The sequence below is a fragment of the Nostocoides sp. genome, from assembly GCF_037045025.1.
GTDB lineage: Bacteria > Actinomycetota > Actinomycetes > Actinomycetales > Dermatophilaceae > Nostocoides_A.
Window position 1 is genome coordinate 19,322 of the sequence record NZ_JBAOHM010000015.1, and the last position, 15,671, is coordinate 34,992.

The 15,671-nt window shown below is 67.0% G+C and carries 16 protein-coding genes; 4 read left to right on the plus strand and 12 right to left on the minus strand.

What is annotated here, in order from left to right:
* Positions 1 to 84 precede the first annotated feature (84 nt).
* Positions 85 to 894 carry an IclR family transcriptional regulator gene (locus tag V9G19_RS19165; RefSeq protein WP_462287013.1) on the minus strand — a complete coding sequence of 270 codons (810 nt, stop codon included), beginning with the start codon at positions 892 to 894 and terminating at the stop codon, positions 85 to 87.
* A gap of 69 nt (positions 895 to 963) precedes the next feature.
* Here V9G19_RS19165 and V9G19_RS19170 point away from each other — a divergent pair, with 69 nt between their 5' ends.
* Positions 964 to 1,755 (plus strand): IclR family transcriptional regulator, encoded by a 792-nt coding sequence (locus V9G19_RS19170; protein WP_462287014.1) that lies wholly within the window; start codon positions 964 to 966, stop codon positions 1,753 to 1,755.
* 26 nt (positions 1,756 to 1,781) lie between these two features.
* On the opposite strand, the gene V9G19_RS19175 is transcribed toward V9G19_RS19170, so the two are convergent.
* Positions 1,782 to 3,656: a 1-acyl-sn-glycerol-3-phosphate acyltransferase gene (locus V9G19_RS19175; RefSeq protein WP_462287015.1), complete on the minus strand. Its 1,875-nt coding sequence runs from the start codon at positions 3,654 to 3,656 to the stop codon at positions 1,782 to 1,784.
* Between the two features lie 183 nt (positions 3,657 to 3,839).
* On the opposite strand from V9G19_RS19175, the gene V9G19_RS19180 reads away from it, so the two are divergent.
* On the plus strand, positions 3,840 to 5,261 hold the full coding sequence (locus V9G19_RS19180; protein ID WP_462287016.1) for a wax ester/triacylglycerol synthase domain-containing protein: 1,422 nt from the start codon (positions 3,840 to 3,842) through the stop codon (positions 5,259 to 5,261).
* Entirely contained in the window at positions 5,258 to 6,223 is a 966-nt protein-coding gene (locus tag V9G19_RS19185) for an alpha/beta fold hydrolase (RefSeq protein WP_462287017.1), read from the plus strand. The genes V9G19_RS19180 and V9G19_RS19185 overlap by 4 nt, the downstream gene beginning before the upstream one ends.
* A gap of 113 nt (positions 6,224 to 6,336) precedes the next feature.
* Here the strand turns inward: V9G19_RS19185 and V9G19_RS19190 are convergent, their stop codons facing one another.
* From V9G19_RS19190 to V9G19_RS19235, 10 genes are all read right to left on the minus strand, one after another.
* Positions 6,337 to 6,738 carry an alpha/beta fold hydrolase gene (locus V9G19_RS19190; protein ID WP_462287018.1) on the minus strand — a complete coding sequence of 134 codons (402 nt, stop codon included), beginning with the start codon at positions 6,736 to 6,738 and terminating at the stop codon, positions 6,337 to 6,339.
* A 412-nt stretch (positions 6,739 to 7,150) separates the two neighbouring features.
* Complete coding sequence (locus V9G19_RS19195; RefSeq protein WP_462287019.1) at positions 7,151 to 8,248, minus strand: 2Fe-2S iron-sulfur cluster-binding protein; 1,098 nt, start codon at positions 8,246 to 8,248, stop codon at positions 7,151 to 7,153.
* Between the two features lie 116 nt (positions 8,249 to 8,364).
* Positions 8,365 to 8,745, minus strand: coding sequence for a phenol hydroxylase subunit P4 (locus tag V9G19_RS19200; protein WP_462287020.1), 381 nt, complete (start codon positions 8,743 to 8,745; stop codon positions 8,365 to 8,367).
* Between the two features lie 2 nt (positions 8,746 to 8,747).
* Complete coding sequence (locus tag V9G19_RS19205; RefSeq protein ID WP_462287021.1) at positions 8,748 to 10,301, minus strand: YHS domain-containing protein; 1,554 nt, start codon at positions 10,299 to 10,301, stop codon at positions 8,748 to 8,750.
* A gap of 34 nt (positions 10,302 to 10,335) precedes the next feature.
* The gene (locus tag V9G19_RS19210; RefSeq protein WP_462287022.1) at positions 10,336 to 10,623 is read right to left on the minus strand and encodes an MmoB/DmpM family protein; all 288 of its coding nucleotides are present in this window, start codon (positions 10,621 to 10,623) and stop codon (positions 10,336 to 10,338) included.
* A 6-nt stretch (positions 10,624 to 10,629) separates the two neighbouring features.
* Positions 10,630 to 11,646 (minus strand): ferritin family protein, encoded by a 1,017-nt coding sequence (locus tag V9G19_RS19215; protein WP_462287023.1) that lies wholly within the window; start codon positions 11,644 to 11,646, stop codon positions 10,630 to 10,632.
* Between the two features lie 79 nt (positions 11,647 to 11,725).
* On the minus strand, positions 11,726 to 12,163 hold the full coding sequence (locus V9G19_RS19220; RefSeq protein ID WP_462287024.1) for a hypothetical protein: 438 nt from the start codon (positions 12,161 to 12,163) through the stop codon (positions 11,726 to 11,728).
* Positions 12,164 to 12,192: 29 nt separating this feature from the next.
* Positions 12,193 to 12,624 carry a GlcG/HbpS family heme-binding protein gene (locus V9G19_RS19225; RefSeq protein WP_462287025.1) on the minus strand — a complete coding sequence of 144 codons (432 nt, stop codon included), beginning with the start codon at positions 12,622 to 12,624 and terminating at the stop codon, positions 12,193 to 12,195.
* Between the two features lie 123 nt (positions 12,625 to 12,747).
* Positions 12,748 to 13,665, minus strand: a complete 918-nt coding sequence (locus tag V9G19_RS19230) for a catechol 2,3-dioxygenase (RefSeq protein ID WP_462287026.1) — start codon at positions 13,663 to 13,665, stop codon at positions 12,748 to 12,750.
* Positions 13,666 to 13,668: 3 nt separating this feature from the next.
* A complete protein-coding gene (locus tag V9G19_RS19235) occupies positions 13,669 to 14,055 on the minus strand; it encodes a 2Fe-2S iron-sulfur cluster-binding protein (protein ID WP_462287027.1) in 387 nt (128 codons plus the stop codon).
* 241 nt (positions 14,056 to 14,296) lie between these two features.
* Here V9G19_RS19235 and V9G19_RS19240 point away from each other — a divergent pair, with 241 nt between their 5' ends.
* Positions 14,297 to 15,616, plus strand: coding sequence for a DUF1479 domain-containing protein (locus V9G19_RS19240; RefSeq protein WP_462287028.1), 1,320 nt, complete (start codon positions 14,297 to 14,299; stop codon positions 15,614 to 15,616).
* Positions 15,617 to 15,671 lie beyond the last annotated feature (55 nt).

The following is a 15,671-nucleotide window of genomic DNA, read 5'->3' on the forward strand; positions in this document are numbered from 1 at the left end:
GTTGGCGCCGCTCGCCGGGTGCTCGTTCCGCTCCCGGGAACACGCCCGGGTCGGCCGTGGTCGCGCACCGGGTGGTTGGCTGGGTCACGCAGCGTAGGCCTTGGCGATCCGGTTGGCCGCCGCGGTGAGGAACGGCACGAGCCGATCGGTCCGCGGGGTGAGGAGTTCACTGGCGCCGAAGACCGACAGCGCGGCGATCGCCAGCCGGTTTTGGAAGATGGGGACAGCCACCGAGGAGGCGCCGTCGAAGGATTCGCTGTGCGAGGCGGCATACCGATCCTTGCGGACTTGCTCGATCGCCTTGACCCAGTCCTCGGGCGTGCGCACCGTGCCCCGCGCGCGGGGTGGGAAGCCGGCGGCCAGGCGGGCCTGATGGGCAACCTCGTTGAACGCGGCGATCGCCTTGCCGGCGCTGGTCACGTGGGCCGGCATCCGGCGGCCCGAATGGCCCAAGAAGCGCACTCCGTCGGCGCTTTCCATCCGCTCGACAAAGACGACGTCGGCGCCGTCGGGCACGCCCAGATTCACGGTCAACCCGGTGGCCTGCGCGACGTGGTGCATCGTCGGCAGCGCCACGAAGCGCAGTTGGTTGCGTTGCAGTGCCAGCTGGCCGAGTTCGTAGATGTGGATTCCCAACCGGTATCGCCCGCTCCCGGCGTCCTGCTCGACAAAGCCGCGGCTGACCAGCGTCGACAACAGCCGATGCGCGGTGGACTTGGCACAGCCGAGGCGCCGGGCGATGTCGGAGACCCCGAGTTCGCTATCGGTCGCGAAGCACTCCAGCACATCGAGCGCCGACCCCACCGACTTCAGGCCCGAGCCCTCGCTCTCGCGCGGACGAATCCGCTTGGGCGTCGACAGGCACCACGCGGTGTCCTCGAAGATCGTCGTCATTGACTGGTCACTCCTACCCATCTGCTGCTGCGGCCAAGAGTGCGGCCCCGAGTGCGGTTCAATCAATCCATGCGTTCCGCTGACCGGAATGCGGCTGGCCCGGCCGCCCCGCAACGGGCTCCGAACCGGACCGTGTTGAGCCGACACCTTGCCCTGCTCGATGCCTTCGACGCCAGCAGCCCGGTGCTCACCCTGGCCGAGTTGTCCGGCCGCAGCGCGCTGCCCAAGACGACCGCGCACCGGCTCGCCGGGGAGTTGGTCGCCGAGCGGCTGCTGGAGCGCGCCGCGGACGGGCGCTACAGCCTCGGTATGCGGCTGTTCGAGATCGGGGAACTCGTCCCCCGGCATCGGTCACTGAGCACCGTGGCCCTGCCGGTCATGGAGGACCTGCGAGAAGTGACCCGCCAACGTATCCATCTCGCGGTCTTGGACGGCGTCGACGTGCTGTATGTCGAGATCCTCGGCTCGGGCGGAGTCCCCGTCACCTCGCGCCCCGGAGGCCGGTGGCCGGCGCACGCCACCGGTGTCGGCAAGGTGATGCTCGCCTATTCGCCGCTCGCCGTCGTCCGGGAGCGCATCGAAGCCGGGTTGACCCGGTTCACCCCGCGCACGATTACCACGCCGGGCGCCCTCACCCGCTCGTTGCAGGCGATCCGCAGCGAGGGTCTCGCCTATGACCGGGAGGAATCACACCTCGGCATCTCCTGTGTCGCCGCGCCGATCTTCGGAACCAACCGCAAGATCAGCGCGGGCCTGTCGGTGACCGGCCGGACCCCGAGCATCCACCCGGAGCGCCTGGGCGCCGCCGTGCGGACCGCCGCCAGCACGATCTCGCGGGGGCTGCACAACGCCGGGCTGTGATCGGCGCGGGGTCAGATCCGATCAGATCAGATCGGCCGTTCGCCGTTCAGCCGCTCGGTGATCGCCGTCAATCGGGCCCGGTATTCCTCGATCTCGTCGAGGAACGCCGTCCGCCGGGCGCTCAAGTCGGGTGTGTCGGGGTCGACCAGCCCCCGGTGTTCGGCGAGTTGATAGGCGTTGCGGAACATCTCGAGCGAATTGGACTCGTCGCTGGCCACCAGCCGACGCAATGCCCACTGTTCCCCGATCGCCAGGCAATGCTCGAGGAAGGCCTCCCGCTCGATGTCCCGGCTCGGTGGCACCTTGGTCAGTTCGTGCGCGACGATCGCATAGGCATCGAGGAAGGGCCGAAGCAGCAGCGGCGCCAAGTGGACCTGGATCCGGTCGAAATACATCGTCGCCTGATCGCGGCTCATCATCGAGGTGAACTCGGAGTCGTTGGGATCGACGCCGATCTCCCGCAGCAGCGCGAGCGCGAATTCCCGTTGCCGAGCGAAGAAGAACTCGAACTTGAGCAGGTCCCGCAACCGCAAGGCTTCCGCATACGCGTCATGGGGCTCGTTCTCGGCGCGAATGACGCCCATGAACGCGACCTCGGCGATTGCCGCGTCGAGGAAGACGTGGATGGCCGAATTGCGGTAGTTCGCCGCGGTCAGGTGCTGGCTCGGGGCAATGCTCCACACCGTCACGTCCGACTCGTGCGCGTTCACGACCTTGGTGTCGACCAGCGCCTTGAGCGCCGCCCGGATCGTCGCCCGGTCACCCAGGTTCACCCCGCCGGCAGTCGACCAATGGCGCCGGTCGAGGTAGTCGGCCAGGGGCCGCACGGTGTCCATGATCTCCCCCAGGTCGAGCGCTCGACCCGAACCCAGCAAGGCAATGCAGACCGCCGCGGTGGCGGCCACGGGGGTGACATTGTTGATCCGGTGGCAGACGTCGAGCGCGACCCGCTCGACGACCGCGTGGCCGCTCGGGTCCTCCTCGCGCAGTTCGGCGAGGCGCTCCCGCAGCGGCAGCGGCTCACCGACGTTGAGATAAACCCTCCCCAAGCGGCTGCTCAGGTGAGAGATGTAGTCGAGGAACCAGCGGATGTCCTCGGGGCGTTTGCTGCCGCCACGCGCCTCGAAGTTCATCAGCCGCACCTCGTTGGCGGGGATCTGGTCATAGAGGACCGAGATCGGCACGAGGTAGACCTCGGGAAGGTCCTTGGTATCGACCGCGTCGACGACATAGCGCAGCAAGCCAAGGCGCGGCGGGCGCAGCTTGCCCGTGCGGGTCCGGCCGCCCTCGACCGACCACATCAGGTTGACTCCCTGGCCGACGAGGTGCCCGAGGTAGTTGCGCAGGACGTATTTGTAGACGGGGTCTCCCGCCGTGACCCGGCGCACGTGCATCATGCCGGCGCGGCGGGCGATGGCGCCCATCGGGAAGTAGTCGAGATTCGCTCCCGCAAAGACCGACATCCGGCTGATTCCCGCATCGTGGACAGCGCCGGGAATGACCCATTCGTCGAGGTAGGACCGGTGGGAGATGAGGAAGACCAGGGTGTGGTCCCGGTCGAGAGTACGCAAGCCCTGCAGCCCGTCGACGTCGACGACGAGGTCGTAGCCGCGCATCAGCCAGCTGCCGAGCTTCTCCCACCATGCGGTCACCGAGGCGCTGTGGATGGCGGCCAATTCGTGGAGATGCTCATCGGCCAGGACGACCACGTCCTCCACCGCACGGCGTTCGCGATCGGCGAGGGCGTGCAGTCCGGCGAGAAACCGCGCCGAACCCTTCAGCGAGTCCACGACGGCGTTCTCGACCTCGAACCGCGAACTGACGCCGACCCGGCTCGTGATCGACTTCAGCGGCGTGGCGTCGGTGACGCGCCGAAACTTGGGGGAGACAGACTTGGCCATGGCGCCACTCCGGTCTTCATCGAGCACGGTCTCGCGACCCTTACCCTCGAGGGTAGCCGGGCTTCGGGTTGCGTGTGTGTCGACAATCATCTCTCCTAGAGGATGTCGAAAGCGCGTCGATCGGGCAGGGTGGTGCGAGGACCGCGCAAAGCGGCGTGCGTCGGAAGCGGGAGTTGGTGCGTGATGAACGAGGGACATACCTGGGGGGGTGGCGCCGCCCTGAGCCCGTGGGACACCGTGATGTGGCGTCTCGAGGAAGACCCCCACACCCGGTCGACGTCGGTCATCGTGGAGGTGCTGGATCGGGTGCCCGACTGGGACCGGCTCGTCCAGGCGCACATCCGCGGCTCGTTCCAAGTGCCGCGGATGCGGGAGCGGGTCGTCGAGCCGCCGCTGCCTCTCGTCACCCCGGCCTGGTCGGCCGACCCCAATTTTGATGTCGACCATCACCTCTATCGGATCGGACTGCCCGAACCCGGGACGTTCGAGCAGCTCGGCGAGGTTGTCGCCGACGTGCTGCAACGGCCGCTGGACCGCACCCGTCCCCCGTGGGAGGCCGTGCTGGTCACCGGGCTCGAAGGCGGCAAGGCGGCCTATCTGTTCAAGTCGCACCACTCCTTCGCCGACGGCATGGCGTTGATGCAGATGTTGGAGTTGCTGCACAGCCGGACCTCGGCACCGGGCACGCGCCAGGTGCCGCCGGCGCCCAAGCGGCCGAAGGTCAACGGCTACACTCTGCTGGCCGGCCGGCTAGTCGGCCGGGCGATGGGGACGCCGGGCGCCCTACTGCGCAGCGCCCCCAAGCTGCCGGGCAAGGTGTTCGTCAACCCGTTCACGACAACGAGCCAGATCGTCGGCTACGCCCGCTCGCTTGGGCGACAGGTCGCTCCGACCGTGGAGCGTTCGCCCTTGCTCAAGGGCAAAGGCGGTCTCGGCATCCGGGTGCTCCTGTTCGAGGTGTCCCTGGATGACCTGCGATCCGCCGGCCGCGCGGCCGGCGGATCGATCAACGACGCCTACCTCGCCGCAGTCGTCGGTGGTCTGCGCCGCTATCACGAGCATCGCGGGCACGTCGTGCCGCAGATCCCCATCTCGATCCCGGTGAGCACGCGCCGACCCGGTGACCCCCTGGGCGGCAATCAGTTCACCGGGGTGCGACTGGTCGCCCCCCTCGGTGAGACCGATCCGGAGCAGCGGATCATCCTGCTTCGCGAGCAGGTGCGCGCCGCCCGCTCGGAGGCCGCCTTGGACTGGCTCGCGGTCGCGAGCCGGGTCCTGGACAAACTCCCGGTCGCCGCGCTGGCGGAGATCGCGTTCGCCGGCACGTCCACCGCCGACGCTCAGCTGTCCAACTTCCCCGGCGTCGGTTGGGAGGCCTATGTCGCCGGCGCCAAGGTCCTCGGCATCTATCCCGTCGGTCCGCGCCCGGGGGTGGCGATGATGGCCGCGCTGGCCAGCTACGAGGGCAAGGCCTGTCTGGGGTTCAACGTCGACCCCGACGTCTTCCCCGACATCGACCTGCTGCATCGTTGCCTGCTCGAAGGCTTCGACGAGGTCTTCACTTTGACCAGCTCCGCCACGGACACGAGTGAGAAGGCACCATGAGCACACCCTGGCCGGCGGTGGCCCCCGACGAGCTGGACGATCACATCCGCGGGTTGGAACGCGTTGCCTACGCGCGCTTTGACCTCGAGGCCGACGAGGAGATCATCCCGGTGGCCACTCCCGCGGGGCATTTCGACGTCCGGGTGCTGCACGTCAACCGCGATGCCGACACCCAGCCCCCCGTTTTCCTCCTCCACGGCGTCGGCTCCTTCTCGGCGTTGGCTGTCGAGATGGCTGCCTACCTGCGCGACCGGCACATCGTCATCCTGGACTGGCCGGGGCACGGCCTGTCCGGTCCGTGCGCCATTCCTGGCCCCGGTGTTCTGCGCACCTTCGCGGTCTCGGTGTTCCAGGGGGTGTTGGACGAGCTCGGGTTGCCCGTCGTCGACGTCGTCGCCCACTCTCTCGGCGGCCAATTCAGCCTGTATGCCGCGATTGACATCCCCAGGCGGATCCGGCGGCTTGCGCTCGTCGGCTGCCCGGGGGCCGGCCTCAAGGGCGGCAAACCGATCCCGCCGATGCTCGTGATGGCGATGCCTTTTGTCGGCAAGCGGTTGATGTCCACGCAGATCACGGCCGAGCGTTTCGAGCGGTTCAACGCGATGGCGATCGGGCCGGGGGCGGGCGCGCACCTGCCCGAAGAGGTCCACATGATCGGCTTCTATATGGCCAACCGGCCCGACTACGGGCCGAGTGTGTCGACCTATTTCCGCGCGCTCATCCAGGGCCGCGGGCTGCGCGCAATGCATAACGTGCCGATTGCCGATCTCGAACGGATCACTGCGCCGACGCTGTTCGCCTGGGGCGACAAGGACACCTTCCACACCCCGACGAATGCCGCCGAGTCGATCGTCGCCTTCCGTGATCACCGGCTGCTGCGTCTGCCGCACGCGGGCCACGCGCCCTGGCTTGACGAACCCGAGCTAGTCGGCCGCGCGCTCGTCGCTCACCTCTCGGACTGACCCCAGCGCTTTCTGGCTGTCAGGTGAGAGAAATCGACGCTATGACGGCGTTTTCTCTCAGGTGACGAAGGACTCCGGCTCACGTGGTCGGGCCTCAACCCTTGTGTCGGCCGTCACTGCGAGCACTGGCACGCACCGGTCGCGGACTTGGTCTCGAAGCAGACGTCGCAGACCACCTCCCGCTGCGGATTTCCTGTCGCCCCGCCCGACGCGCCCCCGCCCGCCCGGATCCAGTTCGTCGGGTGGCTGACGCCCCACAAGCCGGTGCCCCGATCACTCGGCCAGATCTCGGCATCAGGGCCCACCGCCGCGCGCGCTTCCTCCTCCGACTCGAAGCCGTTGGTCAGCCGGGCCTGGCTGTTGTCGATCCAGTCCAGCAGGGTCAGGCTCGTCGAGAGCGGGATGACCTTGTCGTCGCGGCCATGCACGAGCAGGGTTTTCGCCCGTATGCCGCGAACGTCCGCCTCGTCGTGGGCCATCGCGTCCACCCACCGCTGCCGCGGCGCCGGGAACATCTACGAGAAGGCCTCGTGCGCCCCGGGGCGGGTGGCCGCGGCGTATCGCCTCGCGATCAGCTCGTCGGTGACCAGCGCGGGATCGTAGGCGAAGACCTCCCGCATGAGCCGGCCCATCTCGGCCTCGCTCGGCTCGAACCCCCAAACGTCGTCGAGGCCCTGGGTCGAGCCACACCTGCCGGTCGTATGCCGTTCCCTCCGGCACCTGCGTGTAGCCGAACCCGGCGAGTCCCGGTGCCAGGCAACAGAACCGGTCCGACAGGCGGGCGATCGGCAGCCGCCCGTTCACCCACGCGCTCACGCCCGAGCCGGAGCCGTGCAGCAGCAGAACGACCGGGCCCGCACCTTGGTCGTGGTAGTTCGTGACAATTCGCCCGTCCGAATCGACCGGCCGACTCGGGGTTGTCGTTGCTCATCGCTTGATCAGCGGGGAGACGACGCCGCCGGCCTTGTCGCCCTCGTTGAAGAACTCCTCGCGATAGATGTCGCGCGGGAAAAGCCGTTTGGTCATCAGGGTTTTCAGGGCGGCCTCGACCATCAGCGGAGGCCCGCAGAGGTAGCCCTTGCAGCCGGACAGCGAGGCATGATCCTCGGCGATGACGTCGGTGACCATGCCGTATCCGTATGCCGCAGAGTCATCCCCGGACGCCTCCACTTGCTCCGCAGTCTCCTCGGACAAGCATGGCCGGTAGGTGAACTGGTCGTATTCGTCGGCGAGAGAACGGAAGAAGTCCACGTCGTACAGCCACTCGCGAGAGCGCCCACCCTGGTAGAGAGTCATCTCCCCCTCGTACGCCTCGTTCTCCAGCCCGTGGCGCAGCATCGCCTTGATCGGCGCAAGGCCGGTGCCGCCGGCAACCATGATCGTGTGGTTGTCCTGCCCGGTGTGGAGGACGAACCGGCCATACGGGCCCGAGACGGGGAACTGGTCGCCGACGCCGAGGTCCTTGAAGACCCACCCGTCGGTGCCCCGGCCGCCGGCGACCTTGCGGACGTGGAACTCGAGCGTCCGAGTCTGGGTGGGCGGCGAGGCGATCGACCAGGTCCGGTCGACCGCCTCACCGGAATCGCTTGCTGGGACAGTGAATTTAAGGTATTGACCGGCGTTAAACGAGATATCCCGGTCCAGTTTGACGATCAGTCGCACGGTGTCCGAGGCGATCTCGTCCTTGCTGACCAGGGTGGCGACATAATCCTCGACCGGGAACATCTCGATGTCCTCGTCGACGTCGATGTCGGCCTCGATGGTCACATCGGACCGCGGTGTGGCGCAGCAGGTGAGCAGCTTGCCCTCGTCGCGCTCGAAGTCCATGAGCGCGAACGAACTCGCCTCGCCGTGGTCGACGTCGCCGTCGAGCACCTCGCACTTGCAGGTGGCGCAGGTGCCATGGGTGCACGAGTGGGGCAGCCACACTCCGGCGCGCAGGCAGGCGTCGAGGATCGACTGATCCTCACGGCATACGACCTGCCGGCCGAGGGGCTCGACGGTGAGGACGAAGGACTCAGACATGGCACTCTCGCTGGTGGGCCGAGAAACCTCTGCTAGCAGCAGTTAGTGAAGGAACCGACACCTAGCACGGTGTGCAGATGTGACTAACCTCTGCTAGCAGAAGTTCCTTGGGGGGATTAGGACTTGGTCTTGAAGCCAAGGACGGCCTTGTGGGTCAGGCCGAGCTCGGCGAGGGTCTTGGCCGGGTCGATGGCGATCGGGTGCTCCTCGCGGTTGACGGCCTGGAACCAGTCGAACTGCTCCCAGCCCTTGCTCGCCTCGAAGTCCGGGTCCTCCTCGTGGTAAGGCACGAAGACCTCGTTCCAGAACGCCTCCCACGGCATCGCCTCGGGAACGCGGTAGCAGGCCGCGGCGACGAACCACGGGTTGCCCTTCCACCACACCATGAGGAGCATGTCGTCGCCGTAGAGCTCCTTGGCCGAGCGCGACGGGATGTCATAGGCGCCGATCGAGTTGATCGGTGGCGCCTCGGTGAGGGTGTCGGCGAGTGCGGACATGATCAGTTCCCTTCTGCCGCAGCGGCGGCGTGCTTCTCGGGGTGGTCGGCCTCGTCGTGCCAGGTCAGCCAGTTCTGGTGGTCGAGGGAGCCCTTGTACTCGCCGCCGTCACCCGCCTGCATGCCATACCACTGCAATACTCCGGGCAGGTCGGGGGCGCCGCAGTTGCCCTGGTAGATCTGGTGCACGGGCAGCCAGGCGCGGCGATATTTCACCGGCTCGTGGTCGAAGATGTACTGGCAGCCGTCGGAGCAGAAGTTATAGCGCTCGCCCTCGAAGACGGTCTCGCGCTGGGCCTGGACGAAGGGGTCGTCGGCTTCGGTGAAGCCCATCGGGATCTGGCAGACCTGACACAGTTGCGGCAGGCCGCGGATGAAGTGGCGCCCGCCGGCCTCGATGTTGCGCTTCTCCTTCTCCCACAACGTCTTGTAGGTGGGGAAGGTGTTCGGGTACTTCTCCTCCAGCCAGGCCATGTGCTGCTCGCTCGGCACCGAGGTGGTGAAGGCGGCGGCGTGGCTGAACTGGTAGAGGATCCAGTAGGTCTGGTGGGAGAGGTATTCCTTCTCCTGGATCGCCTTGTCGACGTGCAGCGGCGGGCGGATGCCGTAGTAGGCGAGGTCCTGGAAGAGCCCGTTGAGCATCTGCTCCTCGAAGTAGAGCTCGAAGGCCTCCTTCCAGCTCATGAACTCCCGCGGGAGCATGTAGTCGAGCATTTGGGAGACGAGGGCCAAAAGCCGGTAGCCGCGCCAGAACCACTTGTCGAGCCAGTGCTGGACGATCGGGACGTTCTTCTCGTCCTGCTCGAGGACGAACTTGATCGCCTCGAGACCGAGGGTCATATGCCGCGACTCGTCCGACTGCGCCGAGAAGCCGAAGGTCATCGTCGGCAGGTCACCGTTGAACGAGGCGCCGGACATGAACGGCACGAAGAGCAGGTTGGTCAACAGGTATTCGAAGGAGAACCCGATCGAGATGAGCCACTCGAGCGGGCCGGCCGAGAGGGCGTCCTCGAAGAAGGATTTGGGCACCGAGAGATACCAGACCCGGTCGTGCATGTGCGGGAAGGAGTGGAAGCCGCTGTAGTACTTGTTGTAGTTGGCGAGCGTGTGAATCTCGGTCTGCGCGTGGCGGATCTCGTCGAGGCACTGGCACAGGGCGGCGAACCGCGGGCCGCCGCCGTTGAGGTGCCGGGCGAGCATCGCGAAGTTGCGGTGCGCGTTGTACTCGTTGGGCGCGATGCCCTGGATGAACAGCTTCATCGCGTTGAGGTAGGACGCGTCGGTCAAGCTCAAGTGACCTTGCGATTGTGCGAAACCGTCGAGGACGGCATATAGCCGCTTGTCCTTCTCCGCCTGATACTTGGTGTAGGCATCGACGGTGAGCCGGAAGGGGTCCTCCCACTTGCTCCAGTCGTGGATGGTGATCCCCTCGAACGTCGTCAGCGGGAAGACCTCCTCGGTCGAGACGTAGCTCGGCTCCCAGTCGAGATCACGGGTCAGAGCCGAATACCGGTCCTTCATGCTCAGCTTCCGCGGAGCCTTGGGCGTAATGGTCATGTGTCAACGTCCTTGTCTCAGAGGCTTCTTAGGCCTAGTGGTCCCATGCGATGAGGATCTGATCGTCATCCCAGTCCTTGATGTGGCCGAAGTAGGAGATGATCGCGAGCTGGAATTCGTGGGTTTCCCACTCGCGGCCGAGGCGCTCTTCGACGGTCTCGCGGTTGATGACGAGCTTGCCGGGGGAGGTCACGCGGACCATGCCGGGCATGTGCCGGACTTCGCAGTCGGGGTTGTCGGCCTCGATGGCCTCGATGACCGGCCGGTTCTGCTCGTTCTCTTGGATGTCCACGCCGACGGGTCGGGTGGTGGTGTCGCTCATCGGATTTCAGCCCTTCGTCGAGGCGGTGAGGTTGTCGTATGCCGCGCGCACCGAGTCGATGGAGGCGGTCAGGGACGCCGCGGCCCCGGAGGAGACGAGGCCGTCGATGGCGCTGGCAACCGGAGCGAGCGCTTCGGCCACGCTCGCCAGTGTCGCCTGCGAGACCTCGCCGATGACGCGGGCGTTCTCGGCGCCGTGCTCGGGGTCGGCGACCCAGGCCTTGTAGAGGGCGTCGAGCCACTTGCGCTGGTCGGCGAACCAGCCCGAGAGGTGTTGGGCGACAAGCGAGTACGAGCCGGCACCGCCGGTGATGGCGGCGTCGTCGAGGTGGGTGTAGAGCAGGTCGTAGATGACCCGGTCGGTCACATCGAGCGCGACCAGCCCTCGGCCCCAGTCCTTTTCGATGAGCATCTGCTCGACGTGCTTGCGCAGGGGCTGCCAGGTCTCGTCCTCGATCCAGGCGGTCTTGGCCAGCTTGAGCGGCTCGGCGGTGCCGCCGCCGAAGGAGATGCCGACCCGAGAGATGATCTGGGCGTTGCCGATCCGGTCGAAGGAGGCGTAGGCGCAGCACTGGGTGATCGAGGTCCCCCAGCCGTAGCGTGCGGCATCCGCGGAGATCATCTGGGCGGCGCCCTCGTAGTGGCGCAGCGGCAGCAGGACGTTCTGGACGATCCCCGCCCACGCCTCGGGGAGGCGGTCAAACAGCCCGCGCTTCTCCAGGTATCCGAGCGTCGAGCCGAAGGCCTCGTGCAGGTCGGCCCGCGCGGTCACATAGGGCGCGTAGTAGTACTGCCGCGGGTCCATGAACGAATAGGGGTCCGCCAGCTTCAGAACGCTGAAGTCCGGGGAGTAGATCTCCTTGTCGGGCGCCCACAGCGGCTTGTACTGGAAGTTGACCTTGCCCTGCAGGTCGACGGTGCCTTCCTGGTAGCGCGAGGCCGGCTTGTCGCCATAGCGGTCGATGATGTGCTGGAAGCTCTTGCGCTGCGGTTCGATGACCTGGGTGCGCAGCTCGATCTGCACGCGAACTCCTTTTGTCCTGGGCGGAATTGGGTAGGGAGATGAACCGGGCGGCGCCCGGGTCGGAAGCTGGGTTCTGGGATCAGTCGTGGACCGGGTGGTGCGGCGTTCCCGATTCGATGATCAGGCGCATGAGCAGATCGGGGACGTCGTCGGCGGAGTCGAGTTCCCGGGGCAGTTCATTGTCGAAGCCGTCGCCGACCAGCCGGCCGTATGCCGTGCCGTCGGCGAAGGTGGTCGAGATCCGCGCGGCCCGTCCCCGGAAGCCGACGTTGAAGGCGAGTTCGCTCGGCAACATCTCGTCGACGAGCGTCAGTTGGTCGCTCGTATGCCCGAGAACGGCATTCGCTTCGCAGACAAGCTGCTCGGCGAGTGCCCGGATGGCGACCTGTTTGTCCGCGCCGTGGCTGGCCGCGATCTTCTGGCTGATCCGGGTGTGGGGCATCGGGGCAGCCAGGTCGGCGATGTCGTCCTCGTCGGCGCCGACGAACTCGGCGACGCGCAACATGAAGGGAGTCATGAGCTTCCGGCCTCCGCACCGGTCGGGAATCAGCGGGGTGGGGTGGTCACGGCGTCGGCGCCGGCCCGGGCGACCCGCTTGTCCTGGGCGGCCGAGCCACCGGAGGCACCAACAGCGCCGACCAGTTCTCCGTCGATGACGATCGGCACGCCCCCGCCGAAGGCGGCAACCCCGGGCCGCTGGGCGATCCCGCGCAGGACCGCCTCTTCGCCGGCGAGGGCGTCATAGAGGCCATCGCTCGAGGCCCCGCCGAAGCGGACGACCGTGCGGCACTTGTCCTGCGCGATGAGCCCGGACTCGGCGAAGGCCCCGTCCATCCGGGCGAACGCCACAAGCACCCCGCCCGCGTCGGTGACCGCGATGTTGAAACGCCCGCCGATCTGCTCGGCCTCGGCGAGAGCCGCGACGATTGCGGCCTGAGCCCCGGCGAGGGTCAGGGCGATCGTGGGACGGGTGAACACGGCATACCTCCACGGGTCTCGGCGAATTGGGCAGCGCCAGCTCGGTGCGGGTGGGGGTCGGCACCACCCGCACCGAAGGTTGAGATTGTCTGCGACAGACCGGGATCGACCCGGTCGGCCCGATCAGGTGAAGACGGTGGTGAACCGCTCGTTGAGTTCGCGGGCGTGGTAGAAGATCCCCTTGGCGATCTGGTCGGGGGTCCACTTGTTGATCGGTCGGTCACGGTATGCCGGGTAGCCCCCGGCGAAGACCTCGTTGCGGTTGCCGCTCGGGTCGAAGAAGTAGATCGTCTGACCGCGGGTGATGCCGTGGCGGGTGGGGCCGATGTCGATCGGCACATCGTCCATCGAGAAGAGGTCGGCGGCCCGGCCGACCTGATCCCAGTTGTCGAGCTTGAAGGCGAAGTGGTGCAGCTTGGACTGGGGGCCTTCGAGGACGGCGATCTGGTGGATCTGGTTGTTGCACGTCATCCACGAGGCGATGTAGTGGGCGTCGTCGTCGTTGAGATCGGTCTGGACGCGCTCGGTCGGGAAGAAGTCGAAGACCGCTTTGAACATGTCCTCCATGCCGCGGACGTCCTCGGCGAGGATCAGCGCGTGGTCGAGCGCGGGGACGCCGACACCGACGAGGTGGCGCGGGAAGGCGTCCGGGTTGTGGGTGCCGACCTCGGTGCCGATGACGGTCTGGGAGTGGTAGACCTCGAAGACGTGCTCCGACGGGCAGGTGAACCGGATGCCGTCGCTGACCTCGGGGTTCTCGCCCGTTCTCATCCGCTCGACGGTCAGGCCGAAGTCCTGGGCCTTCTTCTCGATGACGTCGATGTCGGATTCGTATTCGACCTTGAAGCCGAACTTGGCGACGCCGACGCCGCCCTCTTCGAGGACGACCGAGTGGTGGTCCCACTCGTCCCAGCCCTTGTAGTAGACCTTGCCATCCTCGGCGAGGGTCTCATAGAGACCCATCGTGTTGGCGTAGTGGTGCTTGGCCTCGGCGAGGTCGGTGACTCGCGCGTGGACATAGCCCATTCGCATGACTGCCATGACTTACTCCTCGGAAATGATGACCGCGCCCTGCTGGGCCCGGGCCAACGCTTCGGCTCGCTGGCGTGCCTTCTCGTTGATTTGGCGAAGGAATGCGTTGACCAGGCGAAGGTTCTCGCCGCGCATCCGGATCGTGATGTCGCTCTCGGGCACCGCCCGGCACGACAAGCACGTTCCGTCCGTGCGTTCCTCGTCGCTCAGGACGGTGTCGGCGATCGGACGGTTGTAGGTGAAGCTCCCCGCGCGGCAGTCGACCTTGCAGATCGCGCACCCGCCGCGCCGACACCCGATGGTGTAGGCGTAGCCGGCCTTGTAGAGCCCCGACAGCACGGTCTCCTCTGGGTCGAGGTAGATGACCTCGCCCGTCGGGTCGATCGTCACGGTCGGCACGGTGCTCCTTTGCGCGATCTGGAATCGGGTGTTCCGGCCCCGGTGGCCTGCACCCACAACGTTCCCCGGCGAGCGTGCCGCCACCCAGAGGCGTTCCTCATAACGGAACCTCCCGACGGCCATCTTGCGCCCCGCGGCGCCCCGAGGCCGAGTTCCTTTAGTTAAGACCCTTGACAAAGAGGTCGGCGCCTGGCATGCTCGATGCATTCGGAAAGAGTCCTTACAAAATGGAGGAGCGCCAATGACCGCCGCGCCACACGCCCCCACCGCCGACATCGCCACCGCCGACATCTCCCGCCTGACCGGCCTGCCGCACTGGGAGACCACCCCCGAGGACATCCCCGCTGCGATCGGGCAGGTCAAGGCCGCCATTCGCGAGCGGATCGCCGCCAGTGGCCGCAGCGTCGATGAGGTGTTCGCCCAGCTCGAGGCACGCATTCGCGCCGAGGTCGAGGACATCCAGGCGACCACGGCCCGCGGCGAAGACGTCTGGCCGGTGCTCGACTTCGCCGATATCGAGGCCGGGAGAGTCAGCGCCGAGCAGACCGCGCAGATCAAGCGTCGCGGCTGCGCCGTCATCCGTGGGCACTTCTCCCGCGAGCAGGCGCAGGCGTGGGACCAGGGCATGGTCGACTACGTCGAGTCCAACCACTTTTTCGAGAACTACCGCGGCCCGGGCGATGACTTCTTTTCCACCGTCGGCTCCAAGCCGGAGATCTACCCGGTCTATTGGTCCCCCACGCAGATGGAGGCGCGCCAGCACCCGCGGATGGCGCAGGTCCAAGCCTTCCTCAACTCGTTGTGGAGCAGCGAGTCCGAGGGCAAGCAGTGGTTCGATCCCAACGTCGACAGCCTCTACCCCGACCGGATCCGCCGCCGCCCACCGGGGACCACGTCCGCCGGCCTGGCCCCGCACCTCGACCCGGGCACGCTCGACCTGTGGATGACCGAGGGCTACCAGCGGCACTTCCGCCACCTGTTCAGCGGTGACGTCGACGCCTACGACCCCTGGGACGCCGCCTACCGCACCGAGGCCAACCAATACCCGGGCTCGACGATGACCTCCGTCTTCCGCACCTTCCAGGGCTGGACGGCCCTGTCCGAGATGGACTTCGACCAAGGCGTGCTGCACACGGTGCCGATCCCCGAGGCAATGGCCTATCTCATGCTGCGTCCACTGCTGCACGATGTCGCCGAGGACGACATGTGCGGCGTCGCCCCGGGCAAGACCTTCCCGGCCAATGACACCTGGCACCCCCTGCTCATGGAGGCGCTGACCGGTATCCCGAGTGTCCAACCCGGCGACTCCGTGTGGTGGCACTGCGACATGATCCACTCGGTCGCCCCGGTGCACGACCAAAAGGGCTGGGGCAACGTCATGTATATCCCCGCCGCTCCGTGGTGCAAGAAGAACGAGGAGTATGCCGCGTCCGTCCGCGAGGCCTTCACCACCGGCAACAGCCCCGCCGACTTCCCCGAGGAGAACTACGAGGCGGACTGGCCGAACCGCTTCCACGCCGACGATCTGAACGACATCGGCCGCCGCGGGCTCGGGCTGTAGCCCCAACGGCGGCTGACCGCGCCAGAGTGGCGAAGGGCGCCCACCGTCCCCCGGT